Genomic DNA, 18,440 nt, shown 5'->3' on the forward strand with positions numbered 1-18,440 from the left:
TTCTAGCAGTCGCGCCGGGCCAGGCCGAGGGTGGCCAAACATATACAAGCTTTGTACATTATGGAAATGAAGGCGGCATACCGGCTTGTGAATTATTGCCACACTCTCGCGGGCCGCTCCCGTATACGCTGTACAAGTGTCTCCCCGCTCACTACCAGCCACCGTCCACCGACAAGACTGCCCCCATGCCACTACGCCACGCCCCAAGACTCTTGCCCCTGCTGCTGGGCCTGCTGCTGGCGGTGGCCACGCCGCTCCAGGCCCAGCAGCCCATCGCGGTGATCGCCGCCGAAGTGCGCCTGACCCCTTGGTCCGACCCACTGGACTCCCTGGGCACCCTGCGCGCCGACGAGAGCGTGACGCTCTCGGCCACGGTGACCGACGTGGTGCGTGAGCTGAACTTCCGGGATGGTGACGACGTCGAGATGGGGCAGTTGCTGGTCCGCCTCGCCGATGACGAGGCCCAGGCCGACCTGCGTGCCGCCCAGGCCCTGCGCGATGAGCACCGCAACGCGGTCTATCGGCTGAGCCAGCTGCAGGAGCGCAACCTGGCCCCGCGGGGTGACCTGGAGGATGCCCAGGCGCGGCTGCGCCAGGTCGAGGCCGAGATCCAGGGCCTGGAGGCTCGACTGTCCGACTATCGCATCCACGCCCCCTTCGCCGGCCGAGTCGGCTTTCGCGACGTCAGCGTGGGCACCCTGGTCACCCCCGGCGCCGAGCTGGTCACCCTCGACAAGCTCGACGTGATGAAGCTCGACTTCACCCTCCCCGAACGCGCCCTTGGCGAGATCACGCCAGGCCTGGCGCTGCGCGCCACCAGTGCCGCCTATCATGGCACCGAGTTCAGGGGTGAAATCGACACCATCGGCACCCGCGTCGACCCGGTGAGCCGCAGCATCACCGTGCGGGCACAGCTCGACAACCCCGACGGCCGGCTGCGCCCCGGCATGCTGATGAGCGTGGCGGTCGAACGCGAGGCCCGCCAGGCCCTGGTGATTCCCGAGTCGGCGCTGATTCCCCAGGGGCGCCGCCAGTTCGTGCTGACCCTGGACCAGGGCGACGAGCACCGGGTGACACGCCGCGAGATCACCATCGGCGCACGCCGCCTGGGCGAGGTCGAGGTCCTCGACGGGCTGGCCGCGGGCCAGCTGGTGGTGGCACATGGCACCGAGCGGGTGCGCGATGGCCAGCCGACCCGCCTGCTGGGCATCCTCGACGAGAGCACCAGCGTCCCCGAGCTGCTGCGCCAGGAGCGTGACAATGCGGGGGCCAGCGGCTGATGCGCCTCTCCGACATCTCCGTCCAGCGGCCGGTGCTGGCTACCGTTCTGGCCGCCCTGATCGTGGCCTTCGGGCTGCTCGCCCTGCAGCGCCTGCCGCTGCAGGAGTACCCTTCCATCGACCCGCCCATCGTCAGCATCGATACCCGCTACCCGGGCGCCTCGGCCAGCGTGGTGGAGACCCGTATCACCCAGGTGCTGGAGGATCGCATCGCCGGCGTCTCGGGCATCCAGGTGATCTCCTCCTCGAGCCAGGACGGGCGCTCCAGCATCAGTATCGAGTTCGGCCTCGACCAGGACATCGACTCGGCGGCCAACGATATCCGCGACCGTATCTCCGACGCCGCCGGCAACCTGCCCGACGAGGCCGACCCGCCCGAGGTCGAGAAGGCCGACTCCAGCTCCGAAGTGGTGATCTGGCTGTCGCTCGCGGGCGAGGGCTACACCATGGCCGAGCTCACCGACTACGCCAACCGCTACCTGGTCGACCGCTTCTCGATCCAGCCCGGTGTGTCGCGGGTGATCATCGGCGGCGGCCGTGAATACGCCATGCGCATCTGGCTCGACGCCGATGCCATGGCGGCCCGCGGCCTGACCGCCGGCGACGTCGAGGACGCCTTGCGCGCCGATAACGTCGAGCTGCCGGGAGGCTCCATCGAATCCAGCGAGCGCCAGTTCATCGTGCGCCTGCCGCGCGGCTTCGCCACGCCGGAGGACTTCCGCCGCCTGGTGCTGGACGAGGCCGACGACGGCTACCTGGTGCGCCTGGGTGATATCTCCCGGGTGGAGATCGGCGCCGTGGAGGAGCGCACCATCTTCCGCGGCAACGGCACCCCCATGGTGGGCCTGGGCATGGTCAAGCAGTCCACCGCCAACGTGCTCGAGATCTCGCGCGAGGTACAGGCCGAGATGGCGCGGCAGCAGCCGGGCTTGCCCGAGGGCATGACGCTGGCGCTGAACTTCGACTCCTCGGTATTCGTCCAGGGGGCCATCTCCCAGGTGGTGCAGACCCTGTTCATCGCCATGGGCCTGGTGGTGGTGGCGATCTTCCTGTTCCTGGGCAACCTGCGCACCACCCTGATTCCGGCCGTGACGGTGCCCATCGCCCTGATCGGCGCCTTCGGCGCCCTGGCGGCGATGGGTTTCACCATCAATCTGCTGACCCTGTTGGCGCTGGTGCTGGCCATCGGCCTGATCGTCGACGACGCCATCGTGGTGCTGGAAAACATCCACCGCCGCATGCACGATCACGGCGAGACGCCGCTGGTGGCGGCGTTCCGCGGCACCCGCCAGATCGCCTTCGCGGTGATCGCCACCACGCTGGTGCTGATCGCGGTATTCGTGCCGCTGAGCTTTCTCGAGGGCGATATCGGCCGACTGTTCTCCGAGTTCGCCCTGACCCTGGCCGCCGCCGTGGCCATCTCCAGCCTGCTGGCGCTGACTCTGACGCCGATGATGGCGTCCAAGATCCTCAAGACGAGCATGCACGAGAGCCGCCTCGCCCGCGGCGTGCAGTGGGCACTGGAGCACTCGCGCTGTGTCTATCGGCGACTGCTCGAGCGCGCCCTCAAGCTGCGCCTGCTGGTGGTGGCGCTGCTGCTCGCGCTGATCGGCGGCATGGTCTGGCTCAATGGCGAGTTGCCCAACGAGTACACCCCCCAGGAGGATCGCGGCAACTTCTGGGTACTGGTCAACGGCCCCCCCGGCGCCACCTATGACTACATGCTCGACTACATGGACGAGATCGAGGCACGGCTGCTGCCGATGCTCGAGACCGGCGAGGTCGACCGCGTGGTGGTGCGCGCGCCACGCGGCTGGGGCAATATCGAGAACTTCAACAGCGGCTTCGTGATCGTCAACCTGGCGGACTGGGGCGAGCGGCGCTCGGCGTGGGCGATCATGGACGAGATCCGACGCAACCTCGCCGACCTGCCCGGTGTGCGCGCCTTCCCGGTGATGCGCCAGGGCTTCGGCTCGAGTGTCGAGAAGCCGGTGCAGTTCGTGCTCGGCGGCGGCACCTACGAGGAGCTGGCCGAGTGGCGCGACACACTGTTCGCGCATATCCGCGAGGACAACCCGCGGCTCAGCGGCCTGGACAGCGACTACGAGGAGAGCCAGCCCCAGCTACAGGTCGACATCCACTACGAGCGAGCCGCCGAACTGGGCGTTACCGTCACCGAGATCGGCCGTACCCTGGAGACCCTGCTGGGCGGGCGTACCGCGACCCGCTATATCGACGACGGCGAGGAGTACGACGTCATCCTCGAGGGCGAGCCCGGCGCGCGCCCCAGCCCGCAGAGCCTGGAGAGCCTGCGCGTACGCTCACAGCGCAGCGGGGAGCTGATTCCCCTGGCCAGCCTGGTGAGCATCACCGACTTCGCCGGCCCCAGCACCCTGAATCGTTTCAACCGAGTACGCGCCATCACCCTCGAGGCGGACCTGGCCGACGGCTATCCGCTGGGCGAGGCCCTGGAGTATCTGGAGGAGACGGTGCGTGAGCTGCTCCCGGCCGAGGCCCAGACCGACGTCAAGGGCGCCTCGCGAGACTACCAGGAGGCCAGCAGCGCCACCGGCTTCCTGCTGGGGCTGGGGATCCTGGTGGTGTTCCTGGTGCTGGCCGGCCAGTTCGAGAGCTTCGTGCACCCTTTCGTGATCATGCTCAGCGTGCCCCTGGCGATCTGCGGCGCCCTGCTCGGGCTCTATGTCACCGGCCAGTCGCTGAACATCTACAGCCAGGTGGGGCTGGTGATGCTGGTGGGGCTCGCCGCCAAGAACGGCATCCTGATCGTGGAGTTCGCCAACCAGCTGCGCGACCAGGGCATGGCCTTCCACGAGGCGCTCGTGGAGGCCTCGGTAACCCGCCTGCGTCCCATCGTGATGACCGCGGCCACCACCATGGCCGGCGCCGTGCCGCTGATCATCTCCAGCGGCGCCGGCGCCGAGACCCGCCTGGTGATCGGCATCGTCATCCTCTGCGGCCTGGCCGCCGCCACCCTGTTCACCCTCTTCGTGGTACCGGTGGCCTACGACCTGCTGGCGCGCCGCACCGGCTCCCCCGGCGACGTGGCCAGGCGCCTGGAACGCGAGATGGAGACCACCACGGAAGGGTATTGAGCCTATCCAACGCAAGACGGCCACCTGAGTGGCCGTCTTGCGTTGCACCCCCGGGACAGTATCAGCAATCGCCGATGCGCCGCCCCTCGACCTCGGTGACCATCTCCATCTCGCCCATCTGTGGCGACTGGACGGTAACCTCCACACGGCCCTCGGTGGTCTCGCCCAGGAAATCCATATGGCCCACGATGCTTGCCTGGCCACCCTCGGCCTCACAGACCATCCGGTAGTCCATGCCATCGACGGTGACATCGTGCTCAAGCAGTTCGCAGCCCTCCTCCTCCTCGATCATCTGGAAGTCGGGATCCGTGAGATCGCCCTGGGCGATACACTCACGGGTGGTCTCTGACTGGTCGGGAATCGGCAGGTCGCCAGCGACCGAGGTAGTACTGGTGAACTCCCACTCCCCGGGCAGGATGTTGGGCGTCTCGGCCAGGGCGGTGACCGGCAGTGCCAGCAACAGGCCGGCGAGCAGTGGGGGAAGTGACATCGTGCGTAAGGACATGGGACTCTCCCTGTCGTGGATTCGTCCCCAGCATAGCGGACCGGCACACCCAGGCACAGCCGGCGGCGGTTCGCCCGGCCGGCGCCACCCACCGGTGGCCGGAAACCGCTTGCATTCGCGCACTTAGGTCGATACTATGTGCGCCGTTCTGACGCGAAAGGCCCAGTTGCCCCGGCGTGAGAACCACAATGCGGAGGGGTGTCCGAGTGGTCGAAGGAGCACGCCTGGAAAGTGTGTAAGTCGAAAGGCTTCGAGGGTTCGAATCCCTCCCCCTCCGCCACCGCATATCGAAAAAGCCGCTGAGGAGACTCAGCGGCTTTTTCTTTGTCTAGAGATTCTTGACCCACACTTTGACCCACACCTAGGGAGCGTTAACAATTAGGCCAGCCATATGACGGCGGATACAAGGTTGAGTAGCGACTGGTAGTTTCTCGCCAGTCGCTCATAGCGTGTTGCCAGCCGCCTGAACTGCTTGATTTTCTGGAAGAACCTTTCTACCAGATTGCGATCCTTGTAACAGTGCCAATCTATCTCGGGGCATTCCAAGCGATTCTTTCTCGGCGGAATCACCGGCTCGGCGCCCACCGCTCGAATGATGTCCCTCAAAGCGGTGGAATCATACCCCTTGTCGCCAAGCACCGCCGCTGGAGAAAAGCCCGCCAGTAACGCTGGGGCGGCTCCGTACTCAGACGCTTGGCCCGGTGTGAGGATTAGCCGTACCGGGTTGCCGAGGGCATCGACCGCCGCGTGGATCTTGGTGCTCAATCCCCCACGCGATTTCCCCATGGCTTCGGTGCTCTGAGCCGTTTTTTTGCCGCCCCATGCTGATGAACTTTGACGATACTGCCATCTATCATCAGCTGCTCCATGTCGGGATCATCGGCTAATGTGTCGATAACCTGCTGCCAGACCCCCTTCTTAGACCACCGGTTATAGCGCATGTAGACAGTGTGCCAGCGACCGAAGGCGTCGGGCAGATCACGCCAGGGAGCGCCTGTCCGGGCGATCCACAGGACGGCTTCCACGAACAAGCGATTGTCCTTGGCCGTCACCCCGCGATCTGAAGCTTTGCCGGGGAGCATGTGCTCGATGCGCTCCCATTGGTCATCACGTAGCATTAGCCGAGGCATAGATCACCGAAAAATGCTGATATTCTAAATCAGCCCGATCTCCATCAGCAATTGTTAACGCAGCCTAGCAGTCTGTCGGGTTTTCGATAATGCCGTGAGATACTCTCAGCATGCCGCCACTACTGGAACGTCGCCATGAGTCGCTTCATCCCCGTTGACCGCCAGACCGACTATCTCCTGCCGCCTTCGGTGGATGAGTGGCTGCCCGATGGCCACCTGGCACGGTTCGTGGTGGATGTTGTCGAGCAGCTGGACCTCTCGGCATTAACGCGGCGCTACGCCGGCCGCGGGCACAAGGCGCATCACCCGGCGGTACTGCTGAGCCTGCTGGTCTACGGCTACGCCACCGGGGTGGTCTCCAGCCGCAAGATCGAGCGCGCCACCTATGACTCGGTGGCGTTCCGTTACCTGGCCGCCAATACCCATCCCGACCATGACACGCTGGCCACCTTTCGCCGCCGCTTTCTGCCGGAACTGGAACAGTTGTTCGTGCAGGTGCTGTTGCTGGCCCGCGAGATGAAGCTGCTCAAGCTCGGCACCATCGCCCTGGACGGCACCAAGCTCAAGGCCAACGCCAGCAAGCACAAGGCGCTATCGTATGGCCACGCCAAGAAGCTGGAGGCGCAGTTCAGGGCTGAGGTGAAAGCGCTGACGCAGCGGGCCGAGTCGGCGGACAAGGAGGATGCGGCCGATGGCATGGATATCCCCGCCGAGATTGCCCGCCGTGAAGCACGCCTGGCGGCCATCGCCGAGGCGAAGGCCAAGATCGAGGCGCGTGCCGAGGAGCGGGACGCCACCGAGCAAGCCGCCTACCAGGAAAAGGTGGCGCGACGAGACGCACAGCGCAAGGCCGGCAAGAAGCCCCGTGGGCGTGATCCCGAACCGCCGACTGGCGGCCCGCGTGACAAGGACCAGATCAACTTCACCGACCCGCAGTCTCGCATCATGCCGGTCACCGGCAAGGGGTTTGATCAGTGCTACAACGCCCAGGCCGCCGTCGATACCGAGAGTCTGCTGGTGACCCATGTCCACGTCACTCAGGCGACCAACGACAAGCAGCAAGTCATGCCGTTACTGACGGCCTGGCAGGGTTACCCGGAGACGCTGGGCAAGCCTGACCACCTGCTGGGTGATACCGGCTACTTCAGTACCGCCAATATCCAGGCCTGCCATGACCATGGTATCGAACCGCTATTGGCGATGAAGCGTGACATCCATCACCTGCCGGTCTTCGAACGTTTCGCCGCGGACCCGCCCGCACCGGAGAGCGAGGATCCCGTCGAGCACATGGCGTACCGCTTGAAGACGCAGGCGGGCCGAGCGCTCTATGCGCTGCGCAAGCACACGGTGGAGCCGGTCTTCGGGATCATCAAACACGTGATGGGGTTCCGGCAGTTCTCGCTACGCGGTCTGGATAAGGTCAGCGGTGAGTGGCGACTGGCCACCCTGGCATGGAATATCAAGCGGATGCATCGCTTGGCAGCAGGCTGAGGGCCGTCCCTTAGCCTGATAGGGCGGTGTCACAAGCGCTCAGGCTACTCCAGGATTGCCGAACGACGCCAGGTTGCTGACATGGCCGGCGCCAACACGAAAATGGAGAGAAGTGGGTGTCGTTACTGTGAGCGACACCCATAACCCGACAGACTGCTAGGCGAGATCCCGTGAGGGCAAGGGCATAGTGTTCAGGAGACACCAGAGCCTCGAATGAGGCGTCCGTCTTGCTTCCTGCTGGAAGGCCGGACGGAGGTCGTGCGGGATGAACAGGCGTTAAGCGTCGATGTGTCCTCCAGTGAAGTGAGTGGGATAAGGAAAGCGGCGGCAGTTCCTGTGCATTGCGCACAGGCCATGCCCACTGAGGAGCTTCGGGCTCAGCGACGACGAGCAGCACCAGCTCAAGGGGTTCGGCTTCCTGACCCTCAAGCCCACCATGTACATCGCCAACGTCAACGAAGATGGCTTCGCCGACAATCCCTATCTCGACGTGGTCCGCGAGATCGCCGAGCAGGAGGGCGCCGTAGTGGTGCCGGTATGCAACCAGCTCGAAGCCGAGATCGCCGAACTCGATGACGAGGAGCGCGCCATGTTCCTCGACGAGATGGGCATGGCCGAGCCCGGGCTCGACCGCGTGATCCGCGCCGGCTACGCCCTGCTGGGCCTGCAGACCTACTTCACCGCTGGCGTGAAGGAGGTGCGCGCCTGGACCGTGAAGGTGGGCGCCACCGCCCCCGAGGCCGCCGGGGTGATCCATACCGACTTCCAGAAGGGCTTCATCCGCGCCGAGGTCATCGCCTACGACGACTTCGTCTCGCTGGGCGGCGAGCAGGGCGCCAAGGACGCCGGCAAGTGGCGCCTGGAGGGCAAGGAGTACATCGTCAAGGACGGCGACGTGATCCACTTCCGTTTCAACGTCTGAGTCCCGCTGCTTGCCTCCTGCCCTCGCGCCCCCGGCACTCCACCGGGGGCGCCTGCGTTGAGGCGGCGTGACCAGCGCCGCGGCCGGGACTCCCCCGCGATGCCCGATGCGTGCCACAATAGGAGCATTGCCTCGACGACAAGGAGAGCCGCCATGCCCTGGAAGATCGACAAGCCCGACGCCGAGTGGCGCGAGCAGTTGACCCCCGAGCAGTACCGCGTCACCCGCGAGAAGGGCACCGAGCCCCCCTTCAGCGGCGACTACCGGGTCACCGACGAACACGGTATCTACCACTGCGTCTGCTGCAACGCCCCGCTGTTCGAGAATGAGCACAAGTTCGACGCCGGCTGCGGCTGGCCCAGCTTCGATCGGCCGATGACACCGACCTGCGTCGAGGAGCATGACGACGCCTCCCACGGCATGCGCCGCACCGAGGTCACCTGCTGCCGCTGCGGCGCCCACCTGGGCCACGTCTTCCCCGACGGCCCCGCCGACACCACCGGCCAGCGCTACTGCATCAACTCCGTGGCGCTGGACTTCCACGCTGGAGAGTAGCCATCTTCCCATCCTGCCACGGCCGCGCATCTGCTAAGATGGGCGGCCGTTTTCGTTGGCAGATCAAGAGAGGCCGCCCATGCTCGGCTGGTACCCGGGACACATGCACAAGGCACGGCGCCAGATCACCGAGGCGCTACCGGAGATCGACGTGGTGATCGAGGTCCTCGACGCCCGCCTGCCCTACTCCAGCGCCAACCCCATGCTCGCCGAGTTGACCCGCCACAAGCCGGTACTCAAGATCCTCTCCCGTGCCGACCTGGCCGACCCGCAGCGCACCCGGGAGTGGGTGGCCCACTTCGACGCCCAGCCCGACACCCGCGCGCTGGCGGTGACCACTACCCAGGCCCGGGAGCTCAAGCGCATCCCCAGGGTGTGCCACGAGCTGGCCGGGGCGGTGCGCGCCGACCGCGATGTGCGGGTGATGGTGATGGGCATTCCCAACGTCGGCAAGTCGACCCTGATCAACGGCCTGGCCGGCAAGGCGATCGCCAGGACCGGCAACGAGCCCGCGGTGACCAAGCGCCAGCAGAAGGTGCGCATCGGCGGGCGGGTGGCGCTGATCGACACCCCCGGGGTGCTGTGGCCCAAGATCGAGGACCAGGCCAGCGCCTACCGCCTGGCCGCCAGCGGCGCCATCCGCGACACCGCCATCGACTACGTGGACGTGGCGATGGTCGCCGCCGCCGAGCTGGCGCGTCGCTATCCCGAGGCGCTCACCGCCCGCTACCGCCTCAAGGCGCTACCGACCTATACGCCCCATCCCGAGGCCGAACGGGTCGAGGCCGACGGTCCGCTGCGCGTGGACCTGCTGGCCGTGGCCGGCTTCGACGGCCACGCGATACTGGCCGATATCGCCGCCCGGCGCGGCGGCCTGCGCCCCGGCGGCGAGGTGGACCTGCACCGCGGCGCCGAGGTGCTGCTGCATGAGCTGCGCGACGGCAAGCTCGGCCGCCTGACCCTGGAGACCCCGGCGGACATCCCGACGGAGCCCGTCATCGAGCCGGACGGCACCGGTGACGCCGAACCTCCGCACAACGCATAATCCTATCGCCCTCGCCGACCTGGACACCGAACGACATGGACACCACACCGATCCGGAAATCGCACAAGCTGCACAACGTCTGCTATGACATCCGCGGCCCGGTGCTCGACCACGCCAAGCGCCTGGAGGAGGAAGGCCAGCGCATCCTCAAGCTCAACATCGGCAACCCCGCCCCGTTCGGCTTCGAGGCGCCGGAGGAGATCCTCCAGGACGTGATGCGCAACCTGCCGACCGCCCAGGGCTACTGCGACTCCAAGGGCCTCTACTCGGCACGCAAGGCGATCATGCAGGAGTGCCAGCGCCGCGAGATCCCGGGTGTCGGCATCGAGGACATCTACATCGGCAACGGTGTCTCCGAGCTGATCGTGATGGCCCTGCAGGCGCTGCTCAACGACGGTGACGAGGTGCTGATCCCGGCCCCCGACTACCCGCTGTGGACCGCCGCCGCCAACCTCGCCGGCGGCCACGCCGTGCACTACCGCTGCGACGAGCAGGCCGACTGGGCACCGGATCTCGACGATATCCGCGCCAAGGTGACCGCCCATACCCGGGCGCTCGTCATCATCAACCCCAACAACCCCACCGGCGCCGTCTACCCGCCGGAAGTGGTGCGCGAACTGCTCGAGATCGCCCGCCAACACGACCTGGTGGTGTTCTCCGACGAGATCTACGACAAGATCCTCTACGACGACGTGGAGCACGTCTCCACCGGCGCCCTGGCCGGCGAGGACCAACTGGTGGTCACCATGAACGGGCTCTCCAAGAGCTACCGCTGCGCCGGCTTCCGCTCCGGCTGGTTGATCCTCTCCGGCAGCATCGCCAAGCAGCGTGCCGCCGACTTCATCCAGGGGCTGACCATGCTCGCCTCGATGCGCCTGTGCGCCAACGTACCGGCCCAGCACGCCATCCAGACCGCCCTCGGCGGCTACCAGTCGATCAATGACCTGATCCTGCCCGGCGGCCGCCTACTGGCCCAGCGCGACATCACCTTTGAAAAGCTCAACGCCATTCCCGGGGTGAGCTGTGTGAAGCCCAAGGGGGCGCTCTACGCCTTCCCGCGCCTGGATCCCAAGGTGTTCAATATCCAGGACGACCAGCAGATGGTGCTCGACCTGCTGCTCCAGGAGAAGATCCTGCTGGTCCAGGGTACCGCCTTCAACTGGCCGGAACCCGACCACGTGCGGATTGTGACCCTGCCCTGGGCCGACCAGCTCGGCGATGCACTGGACCGCTTCGCCCGCTTCCTGTCGCGCTATCGCCAGTAGCGCCTCACGGGCCGGGCAAGCCCGGGGCTTGAAACCCTCGCCGCCCGGCCGTATCTAAGCAACAGCTTGTGCATGCCGCCCGCCGGGTGGCACCCTTTCGATGATCGATGGAGACCCACCGACATGATGCGAATCCTGCTCTTCCTGGCCACCAACCTGGCGGTACTGCTGGTGGCCAGCATCACCCTGCGCCTGCTGGGCGTGGAGGGCTACCTCAGCGACCAGGGGATCAACTTCCAGAGCCTGCTGATCTTCTGCTTCATCTTCGGCATGGCCGGCTCGATGGTCTCGCTGTTCATCTCCAAGTGGATGGCCAAGCGCAGCACCGGCACCGTGGTGATCGAGACGCCATCGAATGCCACCGAGCAATGGCTGGTGGACACCGTGGCGGAACTGGCCCGGGATGCCGGCATCAAGACCCCGGAGGTCGGCATCTTCCCGGCCCAGCAGTCCAACGCCTTCGCCACCGGCTGGAACAAGGATGACGCCCTGGTGGCGGTCTCCGCCGGCCTGCTCAACCGCATGCGTCCGGAGGAGGTACGCGCGGTGCTGGCCCACGAGATCGGCCACGTGGCCAACGGCGACATGGTCACCCTGGCGCTGATCCAGGGCGTGGTGAACACCTTCGTGATGTTCTTCGCCCGAGTGATCGCCCATCTGATCGACGGCTTCCTGAAGAGCCGCAGCGACGGTGAGGGCGGCCTGGGCTTCATGGGCTACTTCGCGGTGGTCATGGTGGCCGAGGTCGTGTTCGGTATCGCTGCCTCCGCCATCGTCGCCTGGTTCTCGCGTTTCCGCGAGTATCGCGCCGACGCCGCCGGGGCCAAGCTCGCCGGCTCCGGGGCCATGATCAATGCCCTCACCCGCCTCAAGGGCGAGACCGAACTGCCCGACCAGATGCCCGACACCCTGCGTGCCATGGCCATCACCAAGGGACAGACGCGTTCATTGGTGGAGCGCCTGTTCGCCAGCCACCCGCCGCTGGATGATCGCATCCGCGCCCTCAAGGAAGCGGCCTACCGGCAGTAGGCAGGCGGCATCACGACGCCAACGCAGCGGGCCCGCCAATGGCGGGCCCGCTGCGTTGTGTTCAGCGAGTCTTCGCCACTCAAGTCTTCGCAACTCTAGCCTTCGCCACTCAGGGGGGGGACGTGACCCGCAACCCCGCCCCCGCCAGCAAGGCAGCGAGCGTCTCGTCCGGCTCCGTCAGCGCCACCTCCAGGGTCGAGAACTCCCGGCGCAGCGGATAGGCCGCTCGGCAGGCATCGAAGCCGGCGGCCATGCCCTGGCGGCGACTCTCGCGGTGCAGGGCATCGTGGTCGCGGCGCGGGTCGTAGACGGCGCGCATGGCCAGGCGCAGCACCTCCTCCTGCCCGAGCCCATCGCCAAGCGTGAGGGAGCGCAGCGGGGGCGTCGGCAGCAGTTCGTCGAGGGTGAGCCGGCACGGCAGGCCAAACGCCCGGCATAACGCCCGGGTGACCTGGTAAGTGCCGCGCAGCTTGCCGTCGAGGCTATAGCCGGCGATATGCGGGGTGGCGAGTTCGACCAGGTCACGCAGCGCCGCGTCGATGCCGGGCTCATCCTCCCAGACGTCGAGAATAGCGTTGATATCACCCTGCCCCGCCAGGCGCGCACGCAGTGCTTGGCCATCGAGGCAGTCACCGCGTCCGGCATTGAGCAGCACCGTCCCCGGCGCCAGGGTGGCGATGCGCTCGGCATCGAGCAGGTGATGGGTGGCATGGGGGCCCTCGCGCACCAGGGGGGTGTGCAGGCAGAGCACATCGCACTCGTCGATCAGCGTATCCAGGTCCACGAAACCGGCCAGGGCTCCTCCCGGGGAGCCTCCCGCCTCACCCCTTTCTGCCTCGACCCTGGGCGGGTCGCAGGCCAGCCAGTCGATGCCCATGGCCGAGAGGCGGCGCAGCAGCCGCCCGCCCACGTTGCCGGCGCCGACCACCCCCACGCGGCGCTCGGCGAGCCGCCAGCCCTGGCGCTCGGCGAGGGCCGAGAGGCTCACCAGCACATAGTCGACCACCGCCTCGGCGTTACAGCCCGGGGCGCTGGAGAAGGCGATGCCGCGCTCGGCCAGCAGCGCACTATCCACATGGTCGGTGCCGATGGTGCAGGTGCCCACGAAGCGCAGCCGTCGCGCCTCGGCGAGCAGCGCCGCATCGACCCGGGTGATCGAGCGCACCACCAGGACATCGATATCGCTCAGGTCGGCGGCGGTGATCTCCCGCCCCGGCCGGCGGATCAACTCGCCCAACGAACCGAAGCAAGCCTCGGCGGCGGGGACATTGGTATCGACGAGGATTCGCAGGCTCACTTGTTCCCATGTCTCAGGTGATTACAATACGCACCACCCTACCACTCCCCCGTTGCCACGGGGAGTCTCTGTGCCTCAGGAGCCTCGATGATCATTCGCTGGGAAACCGATCATGACTATGTGCTGGTGCATATCCACCAGGACATGTTTGGCGACTGGATATTCAGCCGCGCCTGGGGCCAGATCGGCACCCAGTTCGGCGGCCTCAAGCACCAGCTGGCCGACGAACGCGACCAGGCGATGATGTGGCTGGCCGACGAGGCCACCATCCAGGCCTCCCGCGGCTTTCGCAAGGTGCTGGAAGTGGAGGACCACAGTCCCGAGGGTCGCGAGGCGGTCAGCCAGCTGTCGCTGCTCGAGCCGTAAGGAGCAAGGGGCAAGCCAGGCAGGGCTATCGTAGTTACCGAACCAAGGGGCGCTGGGGATAAGCCGAAGAGGAGGTCCGAGGACCAGGGACGGCCGAGGTAGCGTACAGGGAGGTATTTACAGCGCCTCCTCGTAGGCTTATCGCCAGATCAGCCCCGAGCTATCGAGCAGCCAGGCTATCTGCGATAGCCCTGGCAAGTCAGGGTACTCATCAATGTGTTGAATATATTGGGATTCCTGGTCCCTTGCTCCGCGAAATTCGTTACTGGCCGAAGGCCATCAGCCCAGATAGCGTCTTCCATGGCGGATCACCGCGGCACTGGCCTCGCCATCACTAACCTCACTGTCCTTGTCCTCCTCGCTGAGCCGGCACTGAATCTGCTGCCAGGCCTTATCATTCAGCCAGCCACGCGCCTCGAGCCAGGCGGCCAGGCGCTCGGGTTCGAAGCCGCGGTCGAGCTCTCTGCCCGCGGCATCCATCAGCACCGGGATGCGCACCCCGTAACGCGCCATCAAGGCGTCATCCTCGCTGATCTCGATCCTCTCGAGGGTCACCGGCGCGTTTCCAAGCCGCGCCAGCAGGCCTTCCAGCTGCTGGCAGAGGTGGCAGCCCAGGGTGGTATAGAGGGTCAGCCGAATCATGCATCGCTCCCTTCTCGAGGCTCCCGATGGCAGATCAGGAACACATGGTGCAGGTCGGGCTTCCTTGAAAAATCCGGGTCGAAGGTCCGCGCTGAGATCTCCTCTACGGCATAGTGATCCGCCAGGTCGACATCCAGCGTGAAGCGTCGCTGGTTGTTGGAGAACACCAGGGTGCCGCCGGGGGCCAGGCGCGCCATGGCCAGGCGCACCAGCCGGCCGTGGTCGCGCTGGATGTCCAGGGTGTCCTTCATCTTCTTCGAGTTGGAGAAGGTCGGCGGGTCCATGAAGATCAGGTCGAACTCGGCGCGGGCACTCTGCAGCCAGCGCAGGCAGTCACTGCGCACCACGCGGTGCCGCTCGGGGTCGAGGCGGTTGAGGGCGAAGTTGTCCAGGGCCCACTGCAGGTAGGTATTGGAGAGGTCGACGCTGACGCTCTCCACCGCCCCTCCCGCATCGCCGCGGCCCAGGGCCGCCTGCACGGTGGCCGCCCCGGTATAGCAGAACAGGTTGAGGAAGCGCTTGCCCGCGGCCATCTCACCGAGCATCCGGCGCACCGGGCGGTGGTCGAGAAAGAGCCCGGTGTCCAGATAGTCGCGCAGGTTGACCCACAGCCTGGCCGGCCCCTCGTGCACCTCGAAGCGCTCGCCGGTGGCGGCCTGCTTCTGGTACTGGTCCCGCCCGCTCTGGCGCTGGCGTCGCTTGACCACGACCCGCACCGGGTCCACCTCGAGCACCTCGGGGATCACCGCCAGCGCCTCGAAGAGCCGCTTCTGGGCGTGACCGGCATCCACCGACTTCGGAGCCGCGTACTCCTGCACATGCACCCAGCCGGCGTAGACGTCCACCGCCATCGAATACTCCGGCATGTCGGCATCATAGAGGCGGTAGCAGCTCTCGCCGCTCTTCTTGAGCCACTTCTTCAGTCGCTTGCGGTTCTTCTCCAGCCGGTTGGCGAACATCTGTGCCCCCTCCGAGCGTGACGGCCGAGCGGCCGGCGCGTCGTCCTCCGGCTCAGGTACCGCCATCAGCAGCAGCTTCGTCTCCAGGGGGCCGTTGCGCAGCGCGTACTGCTTGTGGGCCCGCAGGCCGATGCGGTGGCCGAGGTCGGGATTACCGGTGAATACCGCCAGGCGCCAGCCTGGGAAGGCGGTGCGCACTCGCTCGCCCAGGCGGGCATAGAGGGTGACCAGCTCCGGCAATTCGCCGAGGCGCTCGCCGTAGGGCGGGTTGGTGATCACCAGGCCCGGCGGCGCCTCAGCGAGACCCAGGGGGCGTACCAGCCCCGCCAGCCCCGCCCCCTGGAGCTCGATCAGTGCCGGGATGCCGGCGCGCATGGCGTTGGCCTTGGCCGCGGCAAGCGCCGCCGGGCTCTGGTCGAAGCCAAAGAGGCGTGAGCGGCAGCGCTTGCGGCCGATGCTGGCCCGCGCCTCGGCCTCGCGCCTGAGCTCACGCCAGGCCGCCTCGTCGTGCCCCGCCCAGCCGTGGAAGCCGAAGCGCTCCCGGGCCAGGTTGGGCGCCATGTCGGCGGCCATCAGTGCCGCCTCGATCAGCAGGGTCCCGGCACCACACAGCGGGTCCACCAGCGGCGCGCCCTGGCGTGCCAGCTCGGGCCAGCCGGCACGCAACAGCAGGGCCGCGGCCAGGTTCTCCTTGAGCGGCGCATGCCCCACGTCGCGACGATAGCCGCGACGGTGCAGGCTCTCGCCGGAGAAATCGATCCCCACCACCAGGCGACCGCGATGAAGGTTGGCGTAGAGGCGCAGGTCGGGCTGCTTGAGTTCCACCATGGGACGCGGCAACCCCCTGCCCTGCAGGCGATCCACCACGCCGTCCTTGACCGTCTGGGCGCCGAAGCGGGTATGGCGTATCTCCTCGCTACGACCGTGGAAGTCCACCGCCAGGCTGGCGGCGAGCGCCAGGTGCTGCTCCCAGGGTATGGCGGCCACCGCCTCCCGCAACTGCGCGGGAGTGCTCACGCTCTGCTCGCGGGTCAAGCACAGGATGACCCGGTTGGCCAGGCGCGACCACAGGCAGAGCCGATAGGCCGTGGCCAGGTCGGCCCGGGCATTCACCGCCCCCACGGTGCTCTTGCCGGGCGTGGCGCCAAGGGCTGACAGCTCCTCGGCCAGCAGCTCCTCGAGGCCGCGGGGACAGGTCACCAACAGATCGAGGGCGGACGTGGATAGGGTCGGATTCATCGGCAATCACCGCGGGGGAAGTAGGGTAAATGTGTGCCATGTCAGGCAAGTGAACGAGCTGTTACAAATCGATGGTCGACAACCCGGATCGAGATGGGCTATCAATAGGGCAGTAGCTACTAAGAACACGCATGCGTTTCCTGTCATCGGGTCTGCCCTTTCCAGATACTGGGCCCGAGGCACGTTACGGCTCGGGCCGCTTCACTCTCCGAGCCAGTCAGATACCTTATCAAGAGGTAGTCCAATGAAACGACAGAAACGTGATCGCTTCCAGCGTGCCTATACGCATGGCTACAAGGCAGGTGTCTCAGGTCGCTCCCGCGATGAGTGTCCCAGCCAGGACATCAATCTTCGCGAATACTGGATGAGCGGTTGGCGTGAAGGTCGTGGGGATCATTGGGCCGGCATGACCGGTGTCTCCGGCATTCACAAGAACCCCATGGTGGTGTGAACCCGCAACCCAATCCTACCGAGGTTCACGCCTCCTCAAGCCCGCGGCACGCCGCGGGCTTTTTGCGTGCGGCCGCCTGGATCAGCCGGCGTCACGCAGGGCCCGCACGCATTCGCCTACCAACGCCGGGCCGCGGTAGATGAAGCCCGAGTAGAGCTGCACCAGATCGGCCCCGGCGGCGCGCTTGGCCACGGCCGCCGCGCCGCTGTCGATGCCGCCCACGCCGACGATCGGCATCTCCGGCAGGCGGCGGCGCAACTCGCGAATGACCCGGTTGGAGGACTCGAATACCGGTCGCCCAGAGAGGCCACCCGCCTCATCGGCGTGGGCCAGGCCCGCCACCGCCTCGCGAGCGATCGTCGTATTGGTCGCGATCACCGCATCGATCGCATTGGCCGCCAGACAGCCGGCCACCAGCCCCACCTCCTCGGCCTCCATATCCGGCGCGATCTTCACCGCCAGGGGCACCCGGCGACCGCTGTCGCGATCGAGGCGCGACCCCACCTCGCGCAACGCCGAGAGCAGGCCGTCGAGGTGCTCGCCGAACTGCAGGTTGCGCAGCCCCGGGGTGTTGGGCGAGGAGATGTTCACGGTGATGTAGTGGGCGTGGGCATGAACCTTCTCGAGGCAGGCCAGATAGTCATCCACCGCCTTCTCCACCGGGGTCGTCAGGTTCTTGCCGATATTGATGCCGATCACACCGTCGAAACGGCTGGCCCTGACCTTCGCCACCAGGTGGTCGACCCCGGCATTGTTGAAGCCCATGCGGTTGATGATGGCACCCGCCTCAGGCAGCCGGAATAGCCGCGGCCGCGGGTTGCCGGGCTGAGGCCTGGGGGTCACGGTGCCGACCTCCACGAAACCGAAGCCCAGCGCGCCCAGGGCATCCAGATGATCGGCGTTCTTGTCGAGCCCGGCGGCGAGCCCCACCCGGTTGGGGAAACGCAGCCCCATCAGTTCCACCGGATCCGCCACCCGCCCGCCTCCCAGGCGAGGCGCCAGCCCCACTCGATCGGCCAGGTCCAGCCCCCGCAGGGCCAGGCCATGGGCGGTCTCGGCGTCAAGGCGGAATAGCAGCGAGCGGGCGAGGGAATACATGGCATCTCCTGGCGGTGGGGCGGATATGGCGAGGGTGGCGGTCACCGGCGGGG

Annotated in this window: 15 protein-coding genes, 1 tRNA gene and 1 pseudogene; 11 read left to right on the forward strand and 6 right to left on the reverse strand. The window is 66.7% G+C overall.

All coding sequences use genetic code 11. From position 1 onward, the window contains the following. Positions 1–185 precede the first annotated feature (185 nt). Positions 186–1,280, forward strand: coding sequence for an efflux RND transporter periplasmic adaptor subunit (locus NFH66_RS11135; RefSeq protein ID WP_349610370.1), 1,095 nt, complete (start codon positions 186–188; stop codon positions 1,278–1,280). Continuing rightward, positions 1,280–4,393: an efflux RND transporter permease subunit gene (locus tag NFH66_RS11140; protein WP_349610371.1), complete on the forward strand. Its 3,114-nt coding sequence runs from the start codon at positions 1,280–1,282 to the stop codon at positions 4,391–4,393. The genes NFH66_RS11135 and NFH66_RS11140 overlap by 1 nt, the downstream gene beginning before the upstream one ends. A gap of 61 nt (positions 4,394–4,454) precedes the next feature. Here the strand turns inward: NFH66_RS11140 and NFH66_RS11145 are convergent, their stop codons facing one another. Further along, entirely contained in the window at positions 4,455–4,898 is a 444-nt protein-coding gene (locus tag NFH66_RS11145; RefSeq protein WP_349610372.1) for a DUF3617 domain-containing protein, read from the reverse strand. A gap of 192 nt (positions 4,899–5,090) precedes the next feature. Between NFH66_RS11145 and NFH66_RS11150 the strand changes: the two genes are divergently transcribed. Continuing rightward, positions 5,091–5,178, forward strand: a tRNA-Ser gene (locus NFH66_RS11150). 98 nt (positions 5,179–5,276) lie between these two features. On the opposite strand, the gene NFH66_RS11155 is transcribed toward NFH66_RS11150, so the two are convergent. Then, positions 5,277–6,028 (reverse strand): IS5 family transposase gene (locus tag NFH66_RS11155; protein ID WP_371317400.1). Its coding sequence is split into 2 segments (ribosomal slippage): positions 5,277–5,702 and positions 5,705–6,028, totalling 750 coding nucleotides; the frame shifts between segments, so codons are not numbered across the junction. Positions 6,029–6,163: 135 nt separating this feature from the next. On the opposite strand from NFH66_RS11155, the gene NFH66_RS11160 reads away from it, so the two are divergent. The 6 genes and pseudogenes from NFH66_RS11160 to htpX all read left to right on the forward strand — a co-directional run bounded on the left by NFH66_RS11160 (position 6,164) and on the right by htpX (position 12,335). Continuing rightward, a complete protein-coding gene (locus tag NFH66_RS11160; RefSeq protein WP_349609226.1) occupies positions 6,164–7,519 on the forward strand; it encodes an IS1182 family transposase in 1,356 nt (451 codons plus the stop codon). 358 nt (positions 7,520–7,877) lie between these two features. Then, positions 7,878–8,441 (forward strand): annotated as a pseudogene (locus NFH66_RS11165) (DUF933 domain-containing protein); the annotation flags it as partial. Between the two features lie 153 nt (positions 8,442–8,594). Next, on the forward strand, positions 8,595–8,996 hold the full coding sequence (gene msrB, locus NFH66_RS11170) for a peptide-methionine (R)-S-oxide reductase MsrB (RefSeq protein WP_349610373.1): 402 nt from the start codon (positions 8,595–8,597) through the stop codon (positions 8,994–8,996). A 79-nt stretch (positions 8,997–9,075) separates the two neighbouring features. After that, positions 9,076–10,041 carry a ribosome biogenesis GTPase YlqF gene (gene ylqF / locus NFH66_RS11175; RefSeq protein WP_349610374.1) on the forward strand — a complete coding sequence of 322 codons (966 nt, stop codon included), beginning with the start codon at positions 9,076–9,078 and terminating at the stop codon, positions 10,039–10,041. A 35-nt stretch (positions 10,042–10,076) separates the two neighbouring features. Beyond that, the gene (locus tag NFH66_RS11180; RefSeq protein WP_349610375.1) at positions 10,077–11,306 is read left to right on the forward strand and encodes a pyridoxal phosphate-dependent aminotransferase; all 1,230 of its coding nucleotides are present in this window, start codon (positions 10,077–10,079) and stop codon (positions 11,304–11,306) included. 123 nt (positions 11,307–11,429) lie between these two features. Then, on the forward strand, positions 11,430–12,335 hold the full coding sequence (gene htpX / locus NFH66_RS11185) for a protease HtpX (RefSeq protein WP_349610376.1): 906 nt from the start codon (positions 11,430–11,432) through the stop codon (positions 12,333–12,335). Between the two features lie 109 nt (positions 12,336–12,444). Here the strand turns inward: htpX and pdxB are convergent, their stop codons facing one another. Next, entirely contained in the window at positions 12,445–13,626 is a 1,182-nt protein-coding gene (gene pdxB / locus NFH66_RS11190) for a 4-phosphoerythronate dehydrogenase PdxB (RefSeq protein WP_349611719.1), read from the reverse strand. A gap of 93 nt (positions 13,627–13,719) precedes the next feature. Between pdxB and NFH66_RS11195 the strand changes: the two genes are divergently transcribed. Continuing rightward, entirely contained in the window at positions 13,720–13,998 is a 279-nt protein-coding gene (locus tag NFH66_RS11195) for a hypothetical protein (RefSeq protein WP_161432448.1), read from the forward strand. Positions 13,999–14,277: 279 nt separating this feature from the next. Here NFH66_RS11195 and NFH66_RS11200 read toward each other — a convergent pair whose 3' ends face one another. Both NFH66_RS11200 and rlmKL read right to left on the reverse strand, forming a co-directional pair. After that, positions 14,278–14,640: a glutaredoxin family protein gene (locus NFH66_RS11200; RefSeq protein WP_349610377.1), complete on the reverse strand. Its 363-nt coding sequence runs from the start codon at positions 14,638–14,640 to the stop codon at positions 14,278–14,280. After that, complete coding sequence (gene rlmKL / locus NFH66_RS11205) at positions 14,637–16,838, reverse strand: bifunctional 23S rRNA (guanine(2069)-N(7))-methyltransferase RlmK/23S rRNA (guanine(2445)-N(2))-methyltransferase RlmL (RefSeq protein ID WP_349610378.1); 2,202 nt, start codon at positions 16,836–16,838, stop codon at positions 14,637–14,639. Before rlmKL ends, NFH66_RS11200 begins: the two co-directional genes overlap by 4 nt. Before the next feature lie 244 nt (positions 16,839–17,082). Between rlmKL and rmf the strand changes: the two genes are divergently transcribed. Continuing rightward, entirely contained in the window at positions 17,083–17,289 is a 207-nt protein-coding gene (gene rmf, locus NFH66_RS11210) for a ribosome modulation factor (protein ID WP_349610379.1), read from the forward strand. An 81-nt stretch (positions 17,290–17,370) separates the two neighbouring features. On the opposite strand, the gene NFH66_RS11215 is transcribed toward rmf, so the two are convergent. After that, on the reverse strand, positions 17,371–18,387 hold the full coding sequence (locus NFH66_RS11215; RefSeq protein ID WP_349610380.1) for a quinone-dependent dihydroorotate dehydrogenase: 1,017 nt from the start codon (positions 18,385–18,387) through the stop codon (positions 17,371–17,373). Positions 18,388–18,440: the final 53 nt, after the last annotated feature.

Origin of the sequence: Halomonas sp. H10-9-1 (genome assembly GCF_040147005.1) — a bacterium.
Classification (GTDB): domain Bacteria; phylum Pseudomonadota; class Gammaproteobacteria; order Pseudomonadales; family Halomonadaceae; genus Halomonas.